Consider the following 21,852-nt stretch of genomic DNA (forward strand, 5'->3'; position numbering starts at 1 on the left):
TACCGCGTTTTTCCGCGAGCGGTAGAAGTGTTTCGCCGGCTTCTTCCGCCATGAGGGACAGGTCGACGTGTGCTCGGGCGAAGGATTGCTGGTCGGCGCGGCTGAGCAGGAGTAATGCCTCGGTGAGGTCGATCGCCCGGGTGTTGACGGTGCGAAGTCGTTCGACGAGTTCGCCGGTGCGGCTGTCCGGATCGTTGCGGGCCACGTCGAGCAGTGCCTGCGTGATCGCCAGCGGAGTGCGCAGTTCGTGGGAGGCGTTGGCCGCGAATCTCTTCTGTTCTGCTACATGTGCTTCCAGCTGGGCGAGCATGCTGTCGAAGCTGTCGGCGAGTTCACGGAACTCGTCGCTGCGGCCCGGCAGCCGGATCCGCTGGGAAAGCGATCCGCTCGCGGCTGTCCGGGTGGCCTCGGTGATTCGAGTCAGTGGGGCGAGCATCCGGCCGGCGAGAATCCAACCACCCACGAGACCGAACGCCAGCAGGAACCCCAACACCAGGACTGCCGCCGGGACGAAGACGGCTGCGCCGAAGTTGTGTGGGTCGAAGACGCGCCGGAAGTCGGACAGATCGGGAACGAACAGGGCGTTCGACCTTCCTCGCAGGAGGAACGCCCATACGGCGGTCAGCAGCAAGGTGCCCGCGAGCATGAGAAATCCGACGTAGCTGAGAGTCAGTTTGACGCGAACGCTCAAACCCGGAGCCCTGTCCACGATCGCTACCCTCACGTTCCGGTGTCGATGCGGTAGCCGACGCCGGTCACGGTGGTGATGAGCCACGGTTCGCCGAGCCGTTTGCGCAGTGCCGAGACGGTGATGCGCACGGCGTTGGTGAAGGGGTCGGCGTTCTCGTCCCACGCCCGCTGCAGCAGCTCCTCGGCGCTGATGACACCGCCTTCGGCGGCGACGAGAACTTCGAGCACGGCGAACTGCTTACGGGTGAGCGCCACATAGCGGCCGTCGCGGTAGACCTCGCGCCGGAACGGATCCACCCGCAGGCCCGCGACCTCCCGCACCGGTGGCCGGTTGTGACCACGCCTACGGTCGAGCGCCCGGAGCCTGAGCACGAGTTCACGGAGTGCGAACGGCTTGGTGAGATAGTCGTCGGCGCCGAGCTCGAAGCCGGAGGCCTTGTCATCGAGCCGGTCGGCGGCGGTGAGCATCAGGATCGGCATGCCGGTACCGGATGCGACGATATATTCGGCGACCTCGTCACCCGAGGGCCCGGGAATATCACGGTCGAGGACCGCGATGTCGTAGGTGTTGATGCTCAGCAACTCCATGGCCGTGTCGCCGTCACCGGCCGTATCGGCCGCGATCGCCTCCAGTCGCAACCCATCGCGAATGGCCTCTGCCAGGTAGGGCTCGTCCTCTACGACCAGAACACGCATGGCCCCGATGCTACGAGCCGGAACATTTCGTCGGTATATCGAAAATCGCATACGGGCCGGCAACACCGCAGTGCCTTGACTGGCGGCATGAGACGAAGAAACGGATTACCACCATCGACCCGCGGGCTGGCGGCGACCGGACTGCTCGTCGCCGCTACCGCGATCACCGGCGTGCTGGTTTGTCAGTCGGCACCGTCCGTCACCCGTTCGCTTGGCCGGCGCCGTCCTGCGTGGCGACCACGGCGGCCGGGCACATCTGGACGATGGCGGCCTCCCGAACGGCGTCACAGTATTCGCCGACGAGTATCCCGGGGTAGCCAACCTCGCACCCGATCTGATGGGGGCGCTGCGCGCCGCGGCGACCGAGGCAGGTAACGACGCCATCCAGTTCCGTGTCAACAGTGGCTGGCGTTCCCGGGAGCATCAGAACCGGCTGCGTCGCGCGGCGGTCGCGAAATATGGCTCGCCGGAGGCAGCCGCCCGGTGGGTCGCCACTGCGGACACTTCGGCGCACGTGTCCGGCAACGCGGTCGACCTCGGTCCCGATGCCGCAGCGTGGCTGTCCGCACACGGCGCCGCCTACGGCCTGTGCCAGATCTATCGCAACGAGCCCTGGCACTACGAACTGCGCCCCGAGGCGATCGAGCACGGCTGCCCGGCCATGTATCCCGACCCCGCACACGATCAGAGGATGCGGCAGTGACGACAGTCGGAACCATCACTACCGATCGACCGGAGCCGGCTCGACCGACGCAGTGGAATCCACTGACCCGTCTCGCGTTCCGGTTCTGTTTTCTGTACTTCGGCTTGTTCTGCTTACTGACTCCGCCGGTTGTGTTCGAGCTGACCGGCCCGCTCGGCCGGCAGCTGGGCTACGACGCGCAATTCTGGCATATCCGGAAACTGCAGCCCATCCTGAACTGGGTGGGCCGGGAGTTGTTCGGTACCGATGTACAGCTGCATTCGACCGGAGTCGGCGATCAGGCGATCTTCTGGGTGCTGTTGTTCTGCATCCTGGTCGTGGCGGTGGCCGGCACGGTGGTGTGGTCGGTACTGGACCGGCACCGTGCGCACTATCGCACACTCGCGGGCTGGTATCTCCTCGCCATCCGGATACTGCTGGCCGGGCAGTTGCTGAGTTTCGGCTTCGCCAAGGCAATTCCGACGCAGATGCCCGAACCATCGCTGACCACACTGCTGACGAAGTACGGGGACTTCACGCCGATGGCGGTGCTGTGGTCGCAGGTAGGTGTGTCCAGACCGTACGAAATGCTGTTGGGCGCGGCAGAAATCACCGCGGCGATCCTGCTGCTGATACCACGGACCGCGCTGCTCGGTGCATTGCTGGCACTGATCGACACCCTGCAGATTGTCGTCCTGAACATGACCTTCGATGTGCCGGAAAAGATCTCATCGACCCATCTGCTGCTCATGTCGTTGCTGCTGCTGGCGCCCGAGGCGCGGCGGCTGCTGCGAGTGCTGCTACTCAACCGCGCTACCGGCAGGTCCACCGCACCGTATCCGTTCTACACCAGGAGATCTCGCCGTATCGCGGCGGTGCTGCAGGTCGCGCTGGGCATCTGGATTGCGGTGGCGGCTGTAGCCGGCGGCTGGCATGCCTGGCGTTCCGGCGGGCCCGACCGCCCCAAGCCTGCCCTGTACGGCATCTGGTCGGTATCGCAGTACACCCGCGACGGACAACCGGTGCCGCCCCTGACCACCGACGAAACCCGCTGGAAGAAAGTGGTGTTCGACTATCCCGATGCCATCACCGTCGAGCGTATGGACGACACCCTGGTGACCGTTCCCGCTGACGTGGACGCCGCCTCCCATCGGATCCGACTGATCGAGGGAACACCGAAATACAGACCGATGACGAGATCGGAGCACATTCGCAACCCCATCGGTACGCTCAGCTTCCAGCAATCCGCCCCGGACAAGGCCGTACTGACCGGCGAACTGGACGGCCACCAGGTCATCCTCACGCTCGACCGGATCGATCCGGACAGCTTCCCGCAGCGAAGCGCACCGTTCCGCTGGGTGCAGAACCGCCCGAATTTCTGACCGTACGCCGGGCTCGTTGTGTCCGATCTCGCGGTTCCGTCGAGGGTCTCATCCGTGCCGGTCTCCGCCGTGGTGCCGGGCGGTATCGTCGAATGAATCTCGAACGCGCGCCTTCTGGTGTACCCCGCGTACGGGTTTGCCCAGGCTTCGGAGCAGTGTCAGAGCCTGCTCCGAGGGGGACCCCTCGACGGTGGTGACCACGATGAGACTCTGTTCCGGCGAACGTGCTATCGCCAGCGTCTGTTGCGTAACAGTGAGGGCACCGACCGTCGGATGGTGCAGATCGTAGGACGCCGCGTCGCACGGGGCGATCCGGTGGTCGGCCCACATGGAGACGAACTCAGGGCTCTTCATCGTGAGCTCACCGATGAGCGCGGCCAGGTCGCGATCGTCGGGGTGCCGCCCCACGGCGATCCGCAGATTGCCCACCACCGCCCGCGCCTTGCGCCACCAATCCCGATAGAGCTCGCGGCTGTGCCCGTCCAGGAAAATCATTCGGCTCATGTTCGGCCGATTCGCCACATCGTCTACGGCGGCCGGATCCACATGCCCGGCAAGCAGCGCGTGCCCCAGGTGATTCCAGGCGAGGACGTCGGTGCGCCGGCCCAGGACCAGTGCCGGAACGCCGTCGAGGGCGCGCATCAGGTCCCGCGTCTCGTCGCTGACTTTCTCCGGTCGCGGCCGCCGGGCCCGCGGCGCTCGCCGGGCTGCGCCGGCCAGCCGTTCCACATGCTCACGTTCGTGCGCGTCGAGCTGGAGTGCGCCGGCAATCGCTTCGAGTACCTCCGGTGACGCGCCGCGCGAGATCCCCTGCTCGAGCCGCGTGTAGTAGGACACGCTGACGCCTGCCAGCTGCGCCACTTCGTCACGGCGCAACCCCTGCACCCGCCGGCGCGCACCGAAATCCCGCAGGCCGACGTCCTGGGGACGGATGCGCGCACGTCGCGCTTGCAGATATTCACCGAGGGGTCCGGGTCCGTCCATCACTCCAGTGTGCGTGCGCTGCCGGAGCGCAGCCACCCCCTCGCAGGGGTAGGACAAAGGAGGTGTGGTTACCGGCCCCTTTCCGTCGCCACCCTTGATCGAGCCACCCACCGACGATCAAGGGGAAATACATGGAACAGATCGAACTCGGCGACGTCACCGTCACCCGGGTCGAGGAGTACTACGGCTCGGTGGAGCTGAGCCCCGGCGACTTCTTCCCCGACAGCACCGAACACGACTGGGAGAGCAACAGGAACTGGCTGGCACCCGATTTCTGGGATCCCGAGACCGATATGTGCCTCTCGGCGATCCAGACCTGGGTGCTGCGCAGCGAAGGGCGCACCATCCTGGTCGACACGGGTGTCGGCAACCACAAAGAGCGGCCGTACGCCACGGTATGGAGCAGGCGCGATACCGGATTCCTGGACAATCTGGCCCGCGCCGGGGTCCGGCCCGAAGACGTCGACCTGGTGATCAACACCCACCTGCACATCGACCATGTCGGCTGGAACACCCGCCTCGAGGGCCGGACCTGGGTGCCGACCTTCCCGAACGCCACCTACCTGATGCCGCGACGCGATTTCGATTTCTGGAACCCGGCCAACGGTCACGAATCCGTTCTCGGCCGTGGCAACCAGAATGTGTTCGAAGACAGTGTGGCCCCCGTCCACGAGGCCGGGTTGACCCACTTGTGGGACGGGACCTACCAGATCGACGCGAACCTGCGCTTGGACCTCACGCCGGGACACACCCCCGGATCCTCGGCATTGACCTTGGCCTCCGGCAGTGACCGTGCCCTGTTCGTCGGCGATCTCATCCACACGCCGCTGCAAATCGTGGCACCACACACCAACACCTGCTTCTGCGAGGATCCCGCAGAAGCACGCGCCACCAGGCACAAACTGCTCGGCCGCGCCAGCGATGACAATGCGCTGCTGTTTCCCGCCCACCTCGGTGGCCACGGCGCTGCCGAAGTGGTTCGCAACGGCTCGACGTTCGCGATCAAGGACTGGGCCGGTTTCTCCCGTATCAACTGATCTGCTGTCCACTCTCGTCAGGAGAAAACTCTTGTCTCAGCACGCCGATCCTGTCGTCCGAACGCCTTCCGGTGCTGTGCAGGGAGTACGCGATATCCACGGTGAGGTCTATCGCGCCATCCCCTACGCCGCCGGCCCGGCGGGTAGCGCCCGCTTCGCCCCGCCGGCGCCGCACCCGGGGTGGGCGGGGGTGCGCGACGCAACGAGCCACGGGGCGACGGCACCACAGCCGGTCCGCGACTTCGGCTCACTCGATATGCGCCCCTACTTCGGACCCGGCTGGGTGCGCGGCGCAGATTATCTGACAGTCGACGTGCGTACACCGGACTCGGACAGCGCCGGTAGACCGGTGCTGGTTTTCGTCCACGGCGGCGGGTTCGTCACCGGTTCCTCGCAGGCCGCGCTCTACGACGGTCACACGTTCGCCCGCGAGGGAATCGTCTTCGTCACCGTCAACTACCGCTTGGGTATCTCCGGCTTTCTCGACGTCCACGGGGCACCGCGCAATCGCGGATTGCTCGACGTGCTGGCCGCCCTCAGGTGGGTTCAGGACGCGATCAGTGCATTCGGTGGCGATCCCGCCAACGTGACGGTAGTCGGCCAGTCCGCCGGCGCCACGTTGGTAGGGGCGTTGCTCGCGACACCGGAGGCCACCGGGTTGTTCCACCACGCCATCATGCAGAGCGGCAGCGGCACAGGAGCTTTCACGCCCGAGCAAGCAGAGCGGGTCACCCGCGCCGCCGCAGCAGAGCTGGGCGTCGACACCACTGCGGATGGGTTCGCCGATATTCCCGACGAACAGTTCGTCGCTGTGCTGCCGAAGCTCACCGGGCTCGATCTGCGCACCGCCTCTGCCATTGATCCATTGGTCGGTCTCAGCCCGTTCGGTCTCGTCCTGGACGAACAACCCGCCGATACGCTCGCGAACGGACCAGCGGCCGATATCGACCTTTTGATAGGTACCAACACCGAGGAAGGCAACCTGTACCTCGTGCCCCAGGGCAATTTCGAGAATTCGCAGCAGGCGGATGTGCTGGCCGTCGCCGGGCAGGCGCACCGGCATCCCGAGGACGCCGTGGAATCGCTGATGGCCCAGCGTCCGCAGGCCACCTTCGGCGAACTACGCTCGGCCTTGATCGGTGACGCACTCTTCGGCGCCGGCTCCGCCCGCATGGCGCAGGCCCACTCGCTGATTTCGCACCGCGGCACCTACGTCTACAGTTTCGGTTTCCGCTCGACGGCACTGCGCGGCCGGCTCGGTTCGGCCCACACCGTGGAGCTCCCCTTCGTATTCGACATCGCCGATGCCGGATGGCTACACGGGCCGGCGGGCCTGCTCGGGCCCGATCCGGCGCCGCGCGGCCTCGCCCGGCACATGCATGGAGCCTGGCTCGCGATGATGCGCAACGGCTCTCCGGGATGGGCTGCCTACGACAACACCTCCGGCACCGTGCAGCACTTCGGATGAGCCGTGCTGTCGATGTCGTGGGTCTCGGAGCGGGATCCTGCGCTGCCGGTCGTTCGGGCGGCGCTGTAGGAAGGTCTCCGAGCCGGAGCGGCCGCCGACTCGATCGTCAGTGAGCTGCGGGCGGTGCGTGGCACGTGACGTCAGTTCCCGGTGAACCCGGGCGTGCGCCGCTCCAGCATTGCCGATACGGCCTCGTCGTGGTCCGCGGTGTGGTGGGTGATCGCTTGCATGGCGGCGGATAGTTCGAGCAGGGTTTCCAGGCTCTGGTGCTGTCCCTCGCGCAGCAGGCGTTTGGTCATGCGCAGAGCGTGCGGCGGATTCACCGCGATATCGGCGGCCAGCCGGTGGGCGGTCTCGAGCAGTCGATCGGGTTCGACGACCTCGTTGACCATGCCCCAGTCCAGGGCCGTCGCCGCATCGATCGCCGCGCCGGTGAACGCCAGCTGGCTGGCGCGGGCCATGCCGACGGCACGGGGCAGTAGCCAGGCGCCGCCGTCGCCGGGGATGAGGCCGAGACGGACGAAGCTTTCGGCGAAGGTCGCGGTGGTGGCGGCGATCCGCATATCGCACATCAGGGCCAGATCGCAGCCGGCGCCGATGGCGGGTCCGTTCACCGCGGCGATGGTGGGGATTTCGCAGTGGTACAGCGCTTTCGGGATGCGCTGGATCCCGTGCCGGTAGCCCTGGCGCAGTTCGGCGGGGGTGCCGCCGAACATTCCGGCCTTGGTGCGCATGTGTTTGACATTGCCGCCCGCGCTGAACGCCGTGCCTGCGCCGGTGAGGATCGCGACGCGCAGGGAATGATCCCGGTTGGCCTCGCCCACGGCGGTCTCCAGGGCTTCGATGGTGGCCTCGTCGGAGATCGGATTGCGCTGTTCGGGGTTGTCGATGGTCCAGACGACGATATCGCCGGTGCGCTCCACGCGCAGGGGTGCGGTCACGGTTGCTCCTCGGGCCACGATGCTGCGGTTGTCTCCGGCAACAATGCCCGATCGGTCCCGGCGCTGTCCCGCCGCGGCGGCCGCCGGTCGGGTGGTGGCCGTGGTGCCGGCGGGAAACGGCAGTTCGTTGCCGGTCGGCGGAGGTGCATCCATGCCCCGCCGGTTCTCATACCGGTGGTTGATCCTGACCGTGAGCCCGGTCAGATTGCGGGCGCGTGCAGCGATCCGGGTCAGGGCGTCGGCGAGTTCGGTATCGGCCACGTACCCGAGGTCGATATCGAGTAGTGCATCGACGGCAAGTTCCAAGGCGCGGACCTGGGAGCGGAACGCGCCATTCGAACACATGTTCTAATGTTAGCGCATCGGCCGGACTGCCCCCGTCAACTGATTCCGAGCGCGAATTTCGACACCGTCCTGTCGGTCTCACGCGGCGAAACAATCGGATCGGTGACATATAGGGTGAATGAACGGTGACGGATACGCCTACCGGAACACTGCGAGGTTGAGTGTGACCCGGGTATGGCGGATGCCTTCCGATATGAGCCCACCGGTCGGTGATGGAATGGATGCGACGGTCGGTACATCAGGTTTTGTTGTGGATGTGGGAGCGTGTGGACGAACCCATCGATGAATGAGCTTGCACGATCGTGCATAATCATCACATGGCTGATCACACGGATATGCCCGACCGGACCGCGCCCCTGCGGGTGGCCGTCGCCGGTGCCAGTGGTTATGCGGGCGGAGAAGTGCTGCGTCTGTTGCTGGGGCATCCGGAGTACCGAGCCGGGCGCCTCGAGATCGGGGCGCTGACCGCGGGCAGTAACGCCGGAACCGCGCTGGGCATGCTCCAGCCGCATCTGCTGCCGCTGGCAGACCGGATCCTCGCGCCGACCACGGCGGCCGATCTGGCCGGGCACGATGTCGTCTTCCTCGGCCTGCCGCACGGTCAGTCGGCCGCGCTGGCCACCGAACTGCCCGATTCGACGGTGATCATCGACTGCGGTGCCGATTTCCGGCTCACCGATCCCGCCGCCTGGGACCGCTACTACGGCGGCCCCCATGCAGGCAGCTGGCCCTACGGTCTTCCGGAACTACCGGGCGCACGGGAGCTCTTGCGCGGCGCCACCCGCATCGCCGTCCCGGGGTGCTATCCGACCGTCGCCAGCCTCGCGCTGGCGCCCGCGGTCGCGGCGGGCATCGTCGATCCGGACGTGAACATCGTGGCCGTCACCGGTACCTCGGGGGCCGGCCGCAAACTCGACGTCGGCCTGCTGGGCTCGGAGGTCATGGGCTCGGCTCGCGCCTACGGGATCGCCGGCGCGCACCGCCACACCCCGGAGATCGCGCAGAATCTGACGGCCGCGGCGGGTAACCCGGTGCGGGTGTCCTTCACCCCGGTCCTCGCGCCCATGCCGCGCGGCATTCTGGCCACCTGCACCGCCCCGGTGCGTGTCGACGCCGCGCAGGCCCGCGCCGTCTACGAAAAGGCCTATGCCGACGAGCCGTTCGTGCACCTGCTGCCCGAAGGCGTCCTTCCGCAGACCGGTGCGGTGCTCGGCGCGAATACGGTCACCCTGCAGGTGACCGTGGACCCCGACGCCGGTCGGTTGGTGGTGATCGGCGCCGTCGACAATCTGACCAAGGGCACCGCAGGCGCCGCGGTGCAGTCCATGAACCTCGCGCTCGGCCTCGACGAGACGGCCGGGCTGCCCACCGTAGGAGTGGCTCCGTGACCACCGACGCCAACCTCGTCCACAACCAGGGTGTCACCGCGCCGCTGGGTTTCCGGGCGGCCGGGATCGCCGCCGGACTGAAGGCCAGCGGTAAACCCGACCTCGCACTCGTCTTCAACGAGGGTCCCGACTACGCCGCCGCGGGTGTGTTCACCAGCAATCAGGTGAAGGCCGCCCCCGTGCAGTGGTCGCAGCAGGTGCTGAAATCCGGGCGGCTGCGCGCGGTGATCCTGAACTCCGGCGGCGCCAATGCCTGCACCGGCCCGCTGGGCTTCCAGGACACCCATCGCACCGCCGAGGAGCTCGCCGCCGCACTGAGCAACTGGGGCACCGAAACCGGTGCCGGTGAAATCGCGGTGTGCTCCACCGGCCTGATCGGCGACCGGTTGCCGATGGACAAGCTGATCCCCGCCGTCACCGAGATCGTGCACGAGATGGGCGGCGGTATGTCGGGCGGCACCGATGCCGCGCACGCCATCATGACCACCGACACCGTGCCGAAGGAAGCCTCCCTGCACCATCCGGCCAAATGGAACGTGGGCGGGATGGCCAAGGGCGCGGGCATGCTCGCACCGTCGCTGGCGACCATGCTGGTCGTCCTCACCACCGACGCCGTCGCCACCCCGGAACAACTCGACAGCGCCCTGCGCAAAGCCACCCGGCGCACCTTCGACCGGCTGGACGTGGACGGTTCGATGTCCACCAACGACACCGTGCTGCTGCTGGCCAACGGCGCCAGCGAGGTCGCGCCGAGCCAAGAGGAACTGGATGCGGCGGTCCTGGCGGTCTGCGACGATCTCGCCGGTCAGTTGATGGCGGATGCGGAGGGCATCACCAAACGCGTCCTGATCACCGTGCAGGGGGCGCGCAGCGAGGGTGACGCGCTCACCGCCGCTCGCATCGTCGCCCGCGACAGCCTGGTCAAAACCGCGCTGTTCGGTTCCGATCCGAACTGGGGCCGGGTGCTGGCCGCGGTCGGTACCGCACCCTTCGAGCTGAACCCGGACGCGATCTCGGTGTCGTTCAACGGCTTCCCCGTCTGTATCGACGGCACCGGTGCGCCCGGCGCCCGCGACGTCGACCTGTCCGGCGCCGATATCCACGTGGTGGTCGATCTGCGGCTCGGTGACGAATCCGCGACCGTCCGCACCACCGACCTGTCCTACGCCTACGTCGAAGAGAACTCGGCCTACAGCTCATGACCGAAGCGATCCACCAGCTGTCCGCGCTGGACAAAGCACATATCCTCGCCGGCGCCCTGCCCTGGCTGCAGAAGTTCCGCGACAAGATCGTCGTGGTCAAATACGGCGGTAACGCCATGATCGACGACGACCTCAAACGCGCGTTCGCCGCCGATATGGCCTTCCTGCGCACCGTCGGCGTACACCCCGTGGTCGTGCACGGCGGCGGCCCGCAGATCTCGGCCATGCTGAAAAAGCTGGGGATGGCCGGGGAGTTCCGCGGCGGTTTCCGCGTCACCACGCCCGAGGTGATGGAGGTGGTGCGGATGGTGCTGTTCGGTCAGGTCGGGCGGGAACTGGTCGGACTGATCAACGCGCACGGACCGTATGCCGTCGGAATCTCCGGTGAAGACGCCCGGTTGTTCACCGCGACCCGCCGCACCGTCGATATCGACGGTGCGGCCACCGATATCGGCCTGGTCGGCGATGTCACCGATGTCCATCCGGGCGCCGTCCTGGATCTCATCGGCGCCGGCCGGATCCCGGTGGTCTCGACCATCGCACCCGACGCCGACGGCGTGGTACACAACATCAACGCCGATACCGCCGCGGCCGCGCTGGCCGAGGGGATAGGCGCGGAGAAACTGGTCGTCCTCACCGATGTCGAAGGCCTCTACACCGACTGGCCCGACCGTTCCTCGCTGACCAGCGTGATCGACACCGACGCGCTCGCCGATCTGCTGCCTTCGCTGGATTCGGGGATGGTCCCCAAAATGGAGGCGTGCCTGCGCGCGGTGCGCGGCGGCGTCCCGGGCGCGCATGTCATCGACGGTCGCATACCCCATTCGGTACTGCTGGAACTGTTCACCGGGGAAGGTATAGGCACCATGGTCACACCGGCGGCGGACGAGGAAAACGGAGTCAGAGCATGAACACTGCGCAACTGCGGCAACGGTGGTCGAATGTGATGATGCGTAACTACCCCACCCCCGAGGTCGTGCTGACCCGGGGTAACGGTGCGGTGGTGTACGACGCGGACGGCAACCGCTACGTCGATTTCGTCGGCGGGATCGCGGTCAACAGCCTCGGGCACGCGCATCAGGCAATTCTGAGCGCGGTGATGGAACAGCTCGGGACGCTCGGCCATGTCTCGAACCTGTACGGCAGCGAACCGGTGATCGAACTCGCCGAAACACTGCTGGCGCATTTCGGCGACGGAGACGGGCGCGCCTTCTTCTGCAACTCCGGGACCGAAGCCAACGAGGCCGCGTTCAAACTGGCCCGGCTCACCGGCCGCCGCAAGATCATCGCCTGCGACGAGGCCTTCCACGGCCGCACCATGGGTGCGCTCGCCCTCACCGGCCAGCCGTCGAAACGCGCACCGTTCGAACCGATGCCGCCCGGTGTGGTGCATGTGCCCTACGGCGATGCGGCGATCCTGGAACGCGCGGTGGATTCCGATACTGCCGCGGTGTTCCTGGAACCGATGCTGGGGGAGAGCGGTGTGGTCGTCCCGCCGCTGGACTACCTGGTACGGGCCCGGGAGATCACTGCCCGGCACGGCGCCCTGCTGATCCTGGACGAAGTGCAGACCGGTATCGGCCGGACCGGCAAGATGTACGCGCACCAGGCATTCGGAATCACCCCCGATGTGATGACCCTGGCCAAGGGGCTGGGCGCCGGGCTGCCGATCGGCGCGGTCCTGGCGACCGGGCACGCCGCCGACCTGTTCACTCCCGGAATGCACGGCACCACCTTCGGCGGTAACCCGGTCAGTGCCGCAGCGGCGCTGGCGGTCCTGCGCACCATCGCCGAGGACGGCCTGCTCGACCATGTCGAATCGGTCGGTAAACGGCTCAGCGACGGTATCGCAGTCCTCGAACATCCGCTGATCGCCGATGTGCGCGGCGCCGGCCTGCTCATCGGTATCGGACTCACCCGCCCGGTCGCACCGCAGGTCGAGGCCCGCGCGCGTGCCGCCGGGTATCTGGTGAACCCCGCCAAACCCGATGTCATCCGGTTGGCGCCGCCGCTGGTGCTCACCGAAACCCAGGCCGACAATCTGGTGCTGGATCTGCCGGTGATCCTCGATGAGGTACTGGCCGCGACGAAAGGAGCCCAGGGGTGACTGCTTCGAGCGCCGTCCGGCACTTCCTGCGTGACGACGACCTGACTCCCGCCGAACAGGCCGAGGTCCTGGCCCTGGCGGCCGAACTGAAGAAGAATCCGTTCGCCCGCCGCCCGCTGGAGGGCCCACGCGGGGTCGGGGTGATCTTCGACAAGAACTCCACCCGCACCCGCTTCTCTTTCGAACTCGGGATCGCGCAACTCGGCGGACATGCGGTGGTGGTCGACGGGCAGACCACCCAGCTCGGCCGCGACGAAACCCTCGCCGATACCGGCCGGGTGCTCTCCCGCTATGTCGATGCCATCGTCTGGCGCACCTTCGGTCAGCGGCGGCTCGAGGAAATGGCCGGGACGGCGACGGTTCCGGTGGTCAACGCGCTGTCCGACGATTTCCACCCGTGCCAGGTCCTGGCGGATCTGCAGACGATCACCGAGCGCAAAGGCGACCCGAAAGGCCAGGTGCTGACCTACCTCGGCGACGGAGCCAACAATATGGCGCATTCGCTGCTGCTCGGCGGGGTGACGGCCGGGATGCATGTGCGGATCGCCGCGCCCGCGGGGTTCCAGCCGGCAGGCGAGGTGCTTGCTGCGGCACGTGGCCGGGCCGCGGATACCGGTGGCAGCGTGACCGTCACCGACGACCCGTATACCGCGGCGGACGAGGCGGACGTTCTTGTTACCGACACCTGGACCTCGATGGGGCAGGAAGGCGACGGCCTGGACCGTGTCGCGCCGTTCCGCCCCTACCAGATCAACGCCGGGCTGCTCGCCTATGCCGCCACCGACGCCATCGTCCTGCACTGCCTGCCCGCACATCGCGGGGAAGAGATCACCGGCGAGGTTCTCGACGGCGGCCAGAGCGCGGTGTGGGATGAGGCGGAGAACCGCCTGCATGCACAGAAGGCGCTGCTCGTCTGGCTACTGGAACACGAGGGCGCACAGCGACGATGAGTGAGGCTCGTACGCATTCCACCGGCCCCGTCACGGCCGCCACCCGGGCGGGCCGGCAATCGCGGATCATCGCGTTGCTGGCCGCGCACCCGGTCCGCAGTCAGACCGAACTGGCCAACCTGCTCGCCGCCGAGGGCATAGAAACCACCCAGGCCACGCTCTCCCGGGATCTCGACGAACTGGGCGCGGTCAAACTCCGCGCGGCCGACGGCGGCGCGGGTGTCTACGTGGTCCCGGAGGACGGCAGCCCGGTCCGCGGGGTCACCGGCGGTACCGGCCGGTTGGCGAAGCTCCTGGGCGATCTGCTGGTCTCCACCGATTCCAGCGGCAATATCGCGGTCCTGCGCACCCCGCCCGGTGCGGCCCATTTCCTGGCGAGCGCCCTGGACCGGTCGGCCCTGCCCTACATCGTCGGCACCATCGCCGGTGACGACACCATCGCGGTAATCGCCCGTGAACCGTTGACCGGCGCGGAACTCGCCGCGAAAATCGAAAACCTCGCTTGAACGGACTCGACCGGGGCCGTCCCGCCGGTCGGTCCAGGCGCTGCTCAGGCAGGAGCGTCAGCACTGTTTGCGGCGGCTACCGTGGCATGGTGGTGCCGGTCGGGCCACGTCTGCCGCAACACGCCGGCCCTGGAGCGGGTCGTTCCGTAGATCGGGGTGGCCTATCGCGCGCTGACCGGGATCAGTGGTTGTTCACCAGTTCTTGCAGGAACGGCGTGGCGAGTTCGATACCCATCACGCCGAGCGCCAGGGCGGCGTTTCCCAGCGTGACGACGACGAAGCCGATGGTCTCGTAGTTGTCCTGCGCCCACTGTTGCAGTGTCTGCACGGCCTTCACCTCCCTTTGCGGTTGCACTGACGGGGTGTGACCAGCGTCTCACCTCTGCGGTGGGTGACCAAGGGGCGTTATCGAGTTGGGAGGCGGGGCGGGGGTGTGGTTGCCGCAGGTAACGGCCGGTGCGACCCCCGGTTATGAATGAGATTGCACCATCGTGCATAATCATTTGCAATGGCGGCGTGAGCCGGACCGGCAACGGGGCAGCATACTGCTGGACAGCGGTCACCGGAACCCGCGGAAACCGCACACCCGAGAACGCACAGCAGACCAACGCACACATCCTAGGGAGCACCAGAACATGTCCGATCGCGTCGTACTCGCCTACTCCGGTGGGCTGGACACCTCCGTGGCCATCAGCTGGATCGGCAAGGAGACCGGCGCCGAGGTCGTGGCCGTAGCCATCGACCTGGGTCAGGGCGGCGAGGATATGAACGTGGTGCGCCGGCGCGCCCTGGACTGCGGCGCCGTCGAAGCCGTGGTGGTCGATGCCCGCGACGAGTTCGCCGACGAGTACTGCCTGCCCACCATCCAGGCCAACGCCCTCTACCAGGACGAATACCCGCTGGTCTCGGCGATCAGCCGGCCGCTCATCGTCAAGCATCTGGTCGAGGCCGCGAAATTCCACGGCGCCTCCACCGTCGCACACGGCTGCACCGGTAAGGGCAACGACCAGGTCCGGTTCGAGGTCGGTATCGGCGCGCTGGCTCCCGACCTGAACGTGATCGCCCCGGTCCGCGACTACGCCTGGACCCGGGAGAAGGCCATCGCCTTCGCCGAGGAGAACAAACTCCCGATCAACGTCACCAAGAAGTCGCCGTTCTCCATCGACCAGAACGTCTGGGGCCGGGCCGTCGAAACCGGGTTCCTCGAGGATCTGTGGAACGCCCCCACCAAGGACGTCTACGACTACACCACCGACCCCACCGTCAATTTCGAAGCGCCGGACGAACTGATCGTCACCTTCGACCGCGGTGTCCCGGTGGCCATCGACGGCCGCCAGGTCAGCGTTCTCGAAGCGATCGTGGAACTGAACCGCCGGGCGGGCCGCCAGGGTGTCGGCCGGCTGGACATGGTGGAGGACCGGCTCGTCGGCATCAAGAGCCGCGAGATCTACGAGGCGCCGGGTGCGATCGCGCTGATCACCGCGCACCGCGCCCTCGAAAGCGTCACCCTCGAGCGGGAATTGGGCCGGTACAAGCGGCAGGTCGAGCAGCGCTGGGGCGAGCTGGCCTACGACGGTCTGTGGTTCTCCCCGCTCAAGCGCGCCCTCGACGCGTTCGTCGCCGAAACCCAGCAGCATGTCAGCGGCGATATCCGCATGGTCCTGCACGGCGGCAACGTGACCGTCAACGGCCGCCGTAGCGAACAGTCGCTCTACGACTTCAACCTCGCGACCTACGACGAGGGCGATACCTTCGACCAGTCGCTGGCCAAGGGTTTCGTACAGCTCCACGGCCTGTCTTCGAAGGTCGCGGCCAAGCGCGATCTGAACCAGAAGTAGAAGGCCCGCACGCCCGGCCGCGCACGGTGGCCGGGCGGCAACCCGGCCGGCATATCGACACGTGGGAGAGACAGTGGGCACCAACGAGGGCGCGTTGTGGGGCGGACGGTTCGCATCCGGTCCCGCCGAGGCGATGGCCGCGCTGAGCAAATCGACCCAGTTCGACTGGGCGCTCGCGCCCTACGACATCCGGGCGTCCAAGGCGCATGCCCGGGTGCTGAACAAGGCCGGTCTGCTGTCGGAAACCGATCTCACCGCGATGCTCACCGGCCTCGATCGGCTGGCCGCCGATGTCGAATCGGGTGCCTTCGTGGCCGCCGAATCGGACGAGGATGTCCACGGAGCGCTCGAACGCGGGCTGATCGAGCGCGTCGGTACCGAACTCGGCGGACGGTTACGGGCCGGACGGTCCCGCAACGACCAGGTCGCCACCCTTTTCCGGATGTGGCTGCGCGACGCCGTGCGCCGGATCGCCGCCGGACTGGTCACGGTCGTGGATGCCTTGGTCGAGCAGGCCGCCGCCCACCCGGATGCGGTCATGCCCGGGAAAACCCATCTGCAGGCCGCGCAACCCGTGCTGCTCGCACACCATCTCCTGGCGCACGCCCACCCGCTGCTCCGCGATATCGATCGGTTGCGTGATTTCGACAAACGCGCCGCCGTCTCCCCGTACGGGTCGGGTGCGCTGGCCGGTTCCTCGCTCGGTCTCGACCCGGAAGCGATCGCCGCGGATCTGGAGTTCGATGCCGCCGCCGCCAACTCGATCGACGCCACATCGTCGCGTGATTTCGCCGCCGAGGCGGCATTCGTGCTCGCGATGATCGGTGTGGACCTCAGCCGGATGGCCGAAGAGGTCATCATCTGGAGCACTCCCGAGTTCGGCTACGTCACCCTCGCCGATGCCTGGTCGACCGGGTCGTCGATCATGCCGCAGAAGAAGAACCCCGATGTCTCGGAACTCACCCGCGGCAAAGCCGGCCGCCTGATCGGCAACCTCACCGGGCTGCTCGCCACGCTGAAGGCACAACCCCTCGCCTACAACCGGGATCTGCAGGAGGACAAGGAGCCCCTGTTCGATTCGGTGGCCCAGCTGGAACTGCTGCTGCCCGCCATCGCCGGGCTGGTCTCTACGCTGACCTTCCACACCGAGCGATTGGCCGAACTCGCTCCCGCCGGGTTCACCCTCGCGACCGATATCGCCGAGTGGATCGTGCGCCGCGGCGTGCCGTTCCGGGTCGCACACGAAGCGGCCGGCGCCTGTGTCCGCGCCGCCGAGACGCGGGGGGTGGGCCTCGACGAGCTGACCGACGCCGAATTCGCGGCGATCGATCCCGCCCTCACCCCGGAGGTCCGCGAGGTTCTGACCGTCGAGGGGTCCGTGGCTTCGCGAAATGCGCGCGGTGGTACGGCGGGGGAGCGGGTACGGGAACAGCTCGCCGAAGTCCGGGAGGCCGCCGGCGATATCCGCGCCTGGCTGAGCTGACCAGCGCGTAGATTCCGCGTTCCGGAGGGGGCCGTGAGGGCATCGGTCGAACTGCCCAGCCCGCTGCGGGTCACCGGCGAGTTGTGTGTCGCCGCCCCGCGAGCGCTGTGAACGTCCGCCGCAACCGTGCCCGCGGTCACGTCGATTCCGGAGCGGTCCGGCGGCGCGCTCGGCGGTGATACGCGAGGTGCGCGTCTCGGTGTCCGGTGAGCGCGGCGTCGTCGGCCGTTGCACGCATCCGAAGCGCTCCATGCCGCTCTACCGGCCCTGCGCCGCTCTCGCGTCGGACGGTGGCCAAAGGTGCCTGGAAGCGCTGGCCTGGGCTCCCGGCAGGCCTGTGGAAGCGGCAGTATCAGCCACTGAACTTGTCAATACCTAGATATGCGCATCTGAACATGGCCCATTCCGGCGGCGAAAAGACGGAACGCGACAAAGAAGACGCCAGAAACCGCGTCGGATTTCAGGGAATGAGCGGCCGGGCGGTGGCGACCTCGAGCACCCCGGCGAACCACGGGCTGAACTCGTGCGGCCGATCTCGCATCTGCCGGCGCAAGTCGTCGGGCTTCATCCACCGGTACGCGGCGACCTCGGCCGGGTCGGGTTGCGGTGCGGCGTCGTCGAGCAATCCGATCAACACGTGATCCCATTCGTGCTCGACGTAGCCGGTGGGCGGATCTTCGGCGCGGTACCGGTAGACGCCGACCTCGGTAAGCGGCGCCCGCAAACCCATCTCCTCGCCCAGCCGGATACCCGCTGCCTCCGCAACCGGCTGGCCGGGCGCCGGATGGCCGCAACAGGTATTGGACCAGCGCGCGGGAAACCGCGTTTTGCCGAGCGCGCGCTGTTGCAGCAGCAACTGCCCGCAGCTGTCGAAGACGAGCACCGAGAAAGCCCGATGCGGCGCGCCCGGTGCCCGGTGGGCCTCGGAAACCGCGCACGACCCGACGGTGTTACCGGCCGCGTCCACCAGCTCCACGGGCAGCGATTCCCGGTCGGCGGGGGCGGTCGGCAGCTGGGTCGTATCGGTCACGTTGCCACCTTATCGGCGCGGGCGGGTAGGTCCGCCGAGGTGGCGGGTACATGATGTAGATGTCACAACGGACGGCCGGTCCGGAGTGCGATATGGCAGGCTTTGGTGCATACCTTGTGGTTTGTGAGGTAGACCACGCCACGGGCAGGGCTGGGAGTGGAACGTGAAGTTGAGTGTGCGAGGTTTGGTGGGGTCGGCGCAGCGGGTGATGGCCACCGCGCAGAACGGTCTCGAAGTCATCCGCTTCGGCGGTCTCGGACGCGATACCGATTCCTCGCCGTTCGACATCGCCGAGCGCCGGCCGATGTACCGGTTGCGGCACTATTTTCCCGCGGAAACCGGTGGCGGCCCGGTGGTGCTGCTCGTGCCGCCGCTGATGGTGAGTGCCGATATCTGGGATGTCAACGGTGACGACGGTGCCGTCGGGATTCTGCATCGCGGCGGAATCGACTGCTGGGTGGTCGATTTCGGCTCCCCCTCGACAGAGGAGGGCGGCTGGCAGCGGGATCTGGCCGACCATGTGCTGGCCGTGCACAGCGCCATCGACACCGTCTGCGCGGAAACCGGCCGCACCGTGCACCTCATGGGGTACTCACAGGGTGGGATGTTCGCCTATCAGGCGGCCGCGTTCCGTTCCGGGAAGGGGATCGCGAGCATTGTGACCTTCGGCAGCCCGGTCGATATCGTCGCCGGGATGCCGCTCGGGCTGCCCCACGCCGCGGTGACCGATCTGGTGGACTTCGCCGCGGACCACGTCGTGCCCCGGCTGCCGATCACCGACCGGATGGTGCGGATCGGATTCCAGCTGCTGGATCCGGTGAAAACCACGAAGGCACGGATCGACTTCCTGCGTCAGCTGCACGACCGCGAGGCCCTGCTGCCCAAGGAACGCCAGCGGCGGTTCCTGAGCAACGAGGGCTGGGTAGGCTACGCGGGCCCCGCGGCGGCGGATCTGCTGAAACAGTTCGTCGTGCACAACCGGATGATGCTCGGTGGTTTCGTGATCCGCGATCAGCCGATCTCGCTGGCCGACCTGAAATGCCCGATCCTGGCGTTCGTCGGCGAGGTGGACGAAATCGGCCAGCCCGCAGCGGTGCGCGGGATCGTCCGCGCGGCGCCCCGCGCCGAAGTCTATGAATCGACGGTGGTGTCCGGGCATTTCGGCTTGGTCGCGGGTTCCATGGCGACCAAGTGCACGTGGCCGCGAGTGCGGGACTGGGTGGGCTGGGTCGAGGGCGGCGATCCGCTGCCCGAGGAGATCGTGCCGATGGCCGACCAGCCGGCCGGTGACGCCCCGCGGACCGCACTGATACGCGCCGTGCATACCGCCACGGCGCTGGCGGAGGCCGGTGCGGGAGTCGGCCGGGCACTGGAACAGGTGGCAGCGAATACGGTCCGCGGCTCGGTCGGACTGGTCGAGGGCGCGGCGCGGACGCTGCCCCGCCTGACTCGGCTCGGCACGATCCAATCCGGAACCCGGATCTCGATAGGCCGGCTGATGGCCGAACAGGCCCGGCGGACACCCAACGGGGAATGTTTCCTGTTCGACGACCGGGTACACACCCATGCGGCGGTCGATGCCCGGATCGAGAACGTCGTGCGCGGGTTGATCTCGGTGGGTATCCGCCCGGCGACCCGCGTCGGGGTGGTGATGGAGACCCGGCCCAGCGCGCTGGTGACTCTCGCGGCGCTGTCGCGGATCGGCGCCGTCGCGGTGTTGCTGGCGCCCGACAGCGACCTGATCACCGCCCTGGAACAGACCGGGACGGTGATCCTGGTATCGGATCCGGAAAACGTGCGCCACGCCGTGGCGACCGGTGCCCGGGTACTCGTGCTCGGTGGCGGCGATTCGCGCGGCCTGGCCGTCCCGGCCGGTACCGATCTCGTGGACCTGGAACAGATCGATCCGCAGCGGGTCCACATCCCGGGCTGGTACCGGCCCGATCCGGGCCGGGCAGGTGAGCTCGCGTTCATTCTGGTCTCCGGCACCGGCGACCGCCTGGATATCAAGTACATCACCAACCATCGCTGGGCATTGTCGGCGTTCGGGACCGCCTCGGCCGCCGATCTGGACCACAAGGACACGGTGTACTGCCTGGCTCCGCTGCACCATTCGTCGGGCCTGCTGGTGAGCCTGGGTGGCGCCATCGCGGGCGGAAGCCGGATCGCGCTGGCCCGATCGCTGGACCCGGCACAGTTTGCCGAGGAAGTGCACCGGTACGGGGTCACGGTCGTCACCTACACCTGGACGATGCTGCGCGATATCCTCGACGCCGAAGTCTTCCCGGCCGGGTATCCGCATCCGATCCGGCTGTTCATCGGTTCCGGTATGCCCGCCGGGTTGTGGCGGCGCACGATGGAACAGTTCGCGCCGGCCCGGGTCCTCGAGTTCTACGCCTCCATCGAGGGCGATGTGGTGCTGGCGAATGTGCCCGGCGTGAAATTCGGTTGTAAGGGTCGCCCGGTGCCGGGCACGGCGCGGGTCGAACTGGTGGCCTTCGACCCGGTATCCGGACAGGTGATGGTGGACGACCACGGGTACGCCCGGCGTTGTGCGGACAACGAGGTGGGGCTGCTGATCGGCTCGGCCGGGGCGAATGTCGATCTCTCCCGCGGTGGGTTGCGCGGAGTTTTCGAACAGGAGGATTCCTGGTTGCCCACCGAGAACCTGTTCCGCCGCGACAGCGAAGGCGATTACTGGCTGGTCGACCGGACCGATACGGTGATCCGGACCCGCCGCGGCCCGGTGTTCACCCAGCCGATCGTGGATGTGCTCAACGATATCGCCGCGGTCGATATGGAGGTCGCGTACGGGCTGCCGACTCGGGACCGGGTGCTGGCAGTGGCGGCGGTGAGCGTGCGGCCCGGTTACGAGCTCGGTGCCGCCGATGTGACCGAAGCGCTGCGGTCGCTGCCGCCCGGGCAGCGCCCCGACCTGGTCTACGTCGTCGACGATATTCCGCGGAGCCCGTCCTACCGGCCTTCGGCACATGCCGTGCGGGCAACCTGCACACCACGCCCGGGGCCGCACACCTGGTGGTACAACCCGGATTCGGAGTCCTACGAGGAGCTCACCGAGGTGGGTTCGCTGGGGCTGCTCACCTGAAAGCCGGCCGCTGCCGT

Annotated in this window: 19 protein-coding genes; 13 read left to right on the forward strand and 6 right to left on the reverse strand. The window is 67.5% G+C overall.

Translation table 11 applies throughout. The features are described 5' to 3' along the window. A partial coding sequence (locus tag NFL01S_RS33250; RefSeq protein ID WP_157117289.1) for a sensor histidine kinase occupies positions 1–709 on the reverse strand: 709 nt, incomplete at its 3' end. A gap of 11 nt (positions 710–720) precedes the next feature. After that, on the reverse strand, positions 721–1,386 hold the full coding sequence (locus NFL01S_RS33255) for a response regulator transcription factor (RefSeq protein ID WP_062980305.1): 666 nt from the start codon (positions 1,384–1,386) through the stop codon (positions 721–723). 211 nt (positions 1,387–1,597) lie between these two features. Here NFL01S_RS33255 and NFL01S_RS33260 point away from each other — a divergent pair, with 211 nt between their 5' ends. After that, positions 1,598–2,089: a M15 family metallopeptidase gene (locus NFL01S_RS33260; protein WP_084493462.1), complete on the forward strand. Its 492-nt coding sequence runs from the start codon at positions 1,598–1,600 to the stop codon at positions 2,087–2,089. Beyond that, entirely contained in the window at positions 2,086–3,450 is a 1,365-nt protein-coding gene (locus NFL01S_RS33265; RefSeq protein ID WP_062980306.1) for a hypothetical protein, read from the forward strand. Before NFL01S_RS33260 ends, NFL01S_RS33265 begins: the two co-directional genes overlap by 4 nt. 48 nt (positions 3,451–3,498) lie before the next feature. Here NFL01S_RS33265 and NFL01S_RS33270 read toward each other — a convergent pair whose 3' ends face one another. Continuing rightward, positions 3,499–4,434, reverse strand: coding sequence for a helix-turn-helix domain-containing protein (locus tag NFL01S_RS33270; RefSeq protein WP_062980307.1), 936 nt, complete (start codon positions 4,432–4,434; stop codon positions 3,499–3,501). A gap of 131 nt (positions 4,435–4,565) precedes the next feature. Here NFL01S_RS33270 and NFL01S_RS33275 point away from each other — a divergent pair, with 131 nt between their 5' ends. Both NFL01S_RS33275 and NFL01S_RS33280 read left to right on the forward strand, forming a co-directional pair. Further along, entirely contained in the window at positions 4,566–5,471 is a 906-nt protein-coding gene (locus tag NFL01S_RS33275) for an MBL fold metallo-hydrolase (RefSeq protein ID WP_062980308.1), read from the forward strand. Between the two features lie 31 nt (positions 5,472–5,502). After that, entirely contained in the window at positions 5,503–6,939 is a 1,437-nt protein-coding gene (locus tag NFL01S_RS33280) for a carboxylesterase/lipase family protein (RefSeq protein ID WP_062980309.1), read from the forward strand. Between the two features lie 140 nt (positions 6,940–7,079). Here the strand turns inward: NFL01S_RS33280 and NFL01S_RS33285 are convergent, their stop codons facing one another. Then, a complete protein-coding gene (locus tag NFL01S_RS33285) occupies positions 7,080–7,880 on the reverse strand; it encodes a crotonase/enoyl-CoA hydratase family protein (protein WP_062980326.1) in 801 nt (266 codons plus the stop codon). A 662-nt stretch (positions 7,881–8,542) separates the two neighbouring features. Here NFL01S_RS33285 and argC point away from each other — a divergent pair. From argC to NFL01S_RS33315, 6 genes are read left to right on the forward strand one after another with little or no spacing between them, the layout of a single operon-like run. Further along, on the forward strand, positions 8,543–9,613 hold the full coding sequence (gene argC / locus NFL01S_RS33290) for an N-acetyl-gamma-glutamyl-phosphate reductase (protein WP_062980310.1): 1,071 nt from the start codon (positions 8,543–8,545) through the stop codon (positions 9,611–9,613). Then, entirely contained in the window at positions 9,610–10,815 is a 1,206-nt protein-coding gene (argJ, locus tag NFL01S_RS33295) for a bifunctional glutamate N-acetyltransferase/amino-acid acetyltransferase ArgJ (RefSeq protein WP_062980311.1), read from the forward strand. The genes argC and argJ overlap by 4 nt, the downstream gene beginning before the upstream one ends. Next, entirely contained in the window at positions 10,812–11,726 is a 915-nt protein-coding gene (gene argB, locus NFL01S_RS33300; protein WP_062980312.1) for an acetylglutamate kinase, read from the forward strand. Before argJ ends, argB begins: the two co-directional genes overlap by 4 nt. Further along, the gene (locus NFL01S_RS33305) at positions 11,723–12,922 is read left to right on the forward strand and encodes an acetylornithine transaminase (RefSeq protein WP_062980313.1); all 1,200 of its coding nucleotides are present in this window, start codon (positions 11,723–11,725) and stop codon (positions 12,920–12,922) included. The genes argB and NFL01S_RS33305 overlap by 4 nt, the downstream gene beginning before the upstream one ends. Then, on the forward strand, positions 12,919–13,872 hold the full coding sequence (argF, locus tag NFL01S_RS33310; RefSeq protein WP_062980314.1) for an ornithine carbamoyltransferase: 954 nt from the start codon (positions 12,919–12,921) through the stop codon (positions 13,870–13,872). Before NFL01S_RS33305 ends, argF begins: the two co-directional genes overlap by 4 nt. Continuing rightward, on the forward strand, positions 13,869–14,378 hold the full coding sequence (locus tag NFL01S_RS33315) for an arginine repressor (RefSeq protein WP_062980315.1): 510 nt from the start codon (positions 13,869–13,871) through the stop codon (positions 14,376–14,378). The genes argF and NFL01S_RS33315 overlap by 4 nt, the downstream gene beginning before the upstream one ends. Positions 14,379–14,559: 181 nt before the next feature. Here the strand turns inward: NFL01S_RS33315 and NFL01S_RS36250 are convergent, their stop codons facing one another. After that, positions 14,560–14,706: a hypothetical protein gene (locus NFL01S_RS36250; protein ID WP_168433993.1), complete on the reverse strand. Its 147-nt coding sequence runs from the start codon at positions 14,704–14,706 to the stop codon at positions 14,560–14,562. A gap of 307 nt (positions 14,707–15,013) precedes the next feature. On the opposite strand from NFL01S_RS36250, the gene NFL01S_RS33320 reads away from it, so the two are divergent. Next, positions 15,014–16,216 (forward strand): argininosuccinate synthase, encoded by a 1,203-nt coding sequence (locus NFL01S_RS33320; protein WP_062980316.1) that lies wholly within the window; start codon positions 15,014–15,016, stop codon positions 16,214–16,216. Positions 16,217–16,289: 73 nt separating this feature from the next. Further along, the gene (gene argH / locus NFL01S_RS33325) at positions 16,290–17,699 is read left to right on the forward strand and encodes an argininosuccinate lyase (protein WP_371851881.1); all 1,410 of its coding nucleotides are present in this window, start codon (positions 16,290–16,292) and stop codon (positions 17,697–17,699) included. A gap of 460 nt (positions 17,700–18,159) precedes the next feature. Here the strand turns inward: argH and idi are convergent, their stop codons facing one another. Further along, positions 18,160–18,729 (reverse strand): isopentenyl-diphosphate Delta-isomerase, encoded by a 570-nt coding sequence (idi, locus tag NFL01S_RS33330; protein ID WP_245671001.1) that lies wholly within the window; start codon positions 18,727–18,729, stop codon positions 18,160–18,162. A gap of 163 nt (positions 18,730–18,892) precedes the next feature. Here idi and NFL01S_RS33335 point away from each other — a divergent pair, with 163 nt between their 5' ends. Further along, a complete protein-coding gene (locus NFL01S_RS33335; protein ID WP_084493463.1) occupies positions 18,893–21,835 on the forward strand; it encodes an AMP-binding protein in 2,943 nt (980 codons plus the stop codon). Positions 21,836–21,852: the final 17 nt, after the last annotated feature.

Source organism: Nocardia flavorosea NBRC 108225, assembly GCF_001613385.1.
GTDB classification, from domain to species: domain Bacteria; phylum Actinomycetota; class Actinomycetes; order Mycobacteriales; family Mycobacteriaceae; genus Nocardia; species Nocardia flavorosea.

Bases quoted from the DNA above. Each gene is read 5' to 3' on its own strand.
- argB (WP_062980312.1), top strand. From the start codon at position 10,812: ATGACCGAAGCGATCCACCAGCTGTCCGCGCTGGACAAAGCACATATC.
- NFL01S_RS33320 (WP_062980316.1), top strand. From the start codon at position 15,014: ATGTCCGATCGCGTCGTACTCGCCTACTCCGGTGGGCTGGACACCTCC.
- NFL01S_RS33305 (WP_062980313.1), top strand. From the start codon at position 11,723: ATGAACACTGCGCAACTGCGGCAACGGTGGTCGAATGTGATGATGCGT.
- argC (WP_062980310.1), top strand. From the start codon at position 8,543: ATGGCTGATCACACGGATATGCCCGACCGGACCGCGCCCCTGCGGGTG.
- NFL01S_RS33315 (WP_062980315.1), top strand. From the start codon at position 13,869: ATGAGTGAGGCTCGTACGCATTCCACCGGCCCCGTCACGGCCGCCACC.
- NFL01S_RS33275 (WP_062980308.1), top strand. From the start codon at position 4,566: ATGGAACAGATCGAACTCGGCGACGTCACCGTCACCCGGGTCGAGGAG.
- NFL01S_RS33270 (WP_062980307.1), bottom strand. From the start codon at position 4,434: ATGGACGGACCCGGACCCCTCGGTGAATATCTGCAAGCGCGACGTGCG.
- NFL01S_RS33255 (WP_062980305.1), bottom strand. From the start codon at position 1,386: ATGCGTGTTCTGGTCGTAGAGGACGAGCCCTACCTGGCAGAGGCCATT.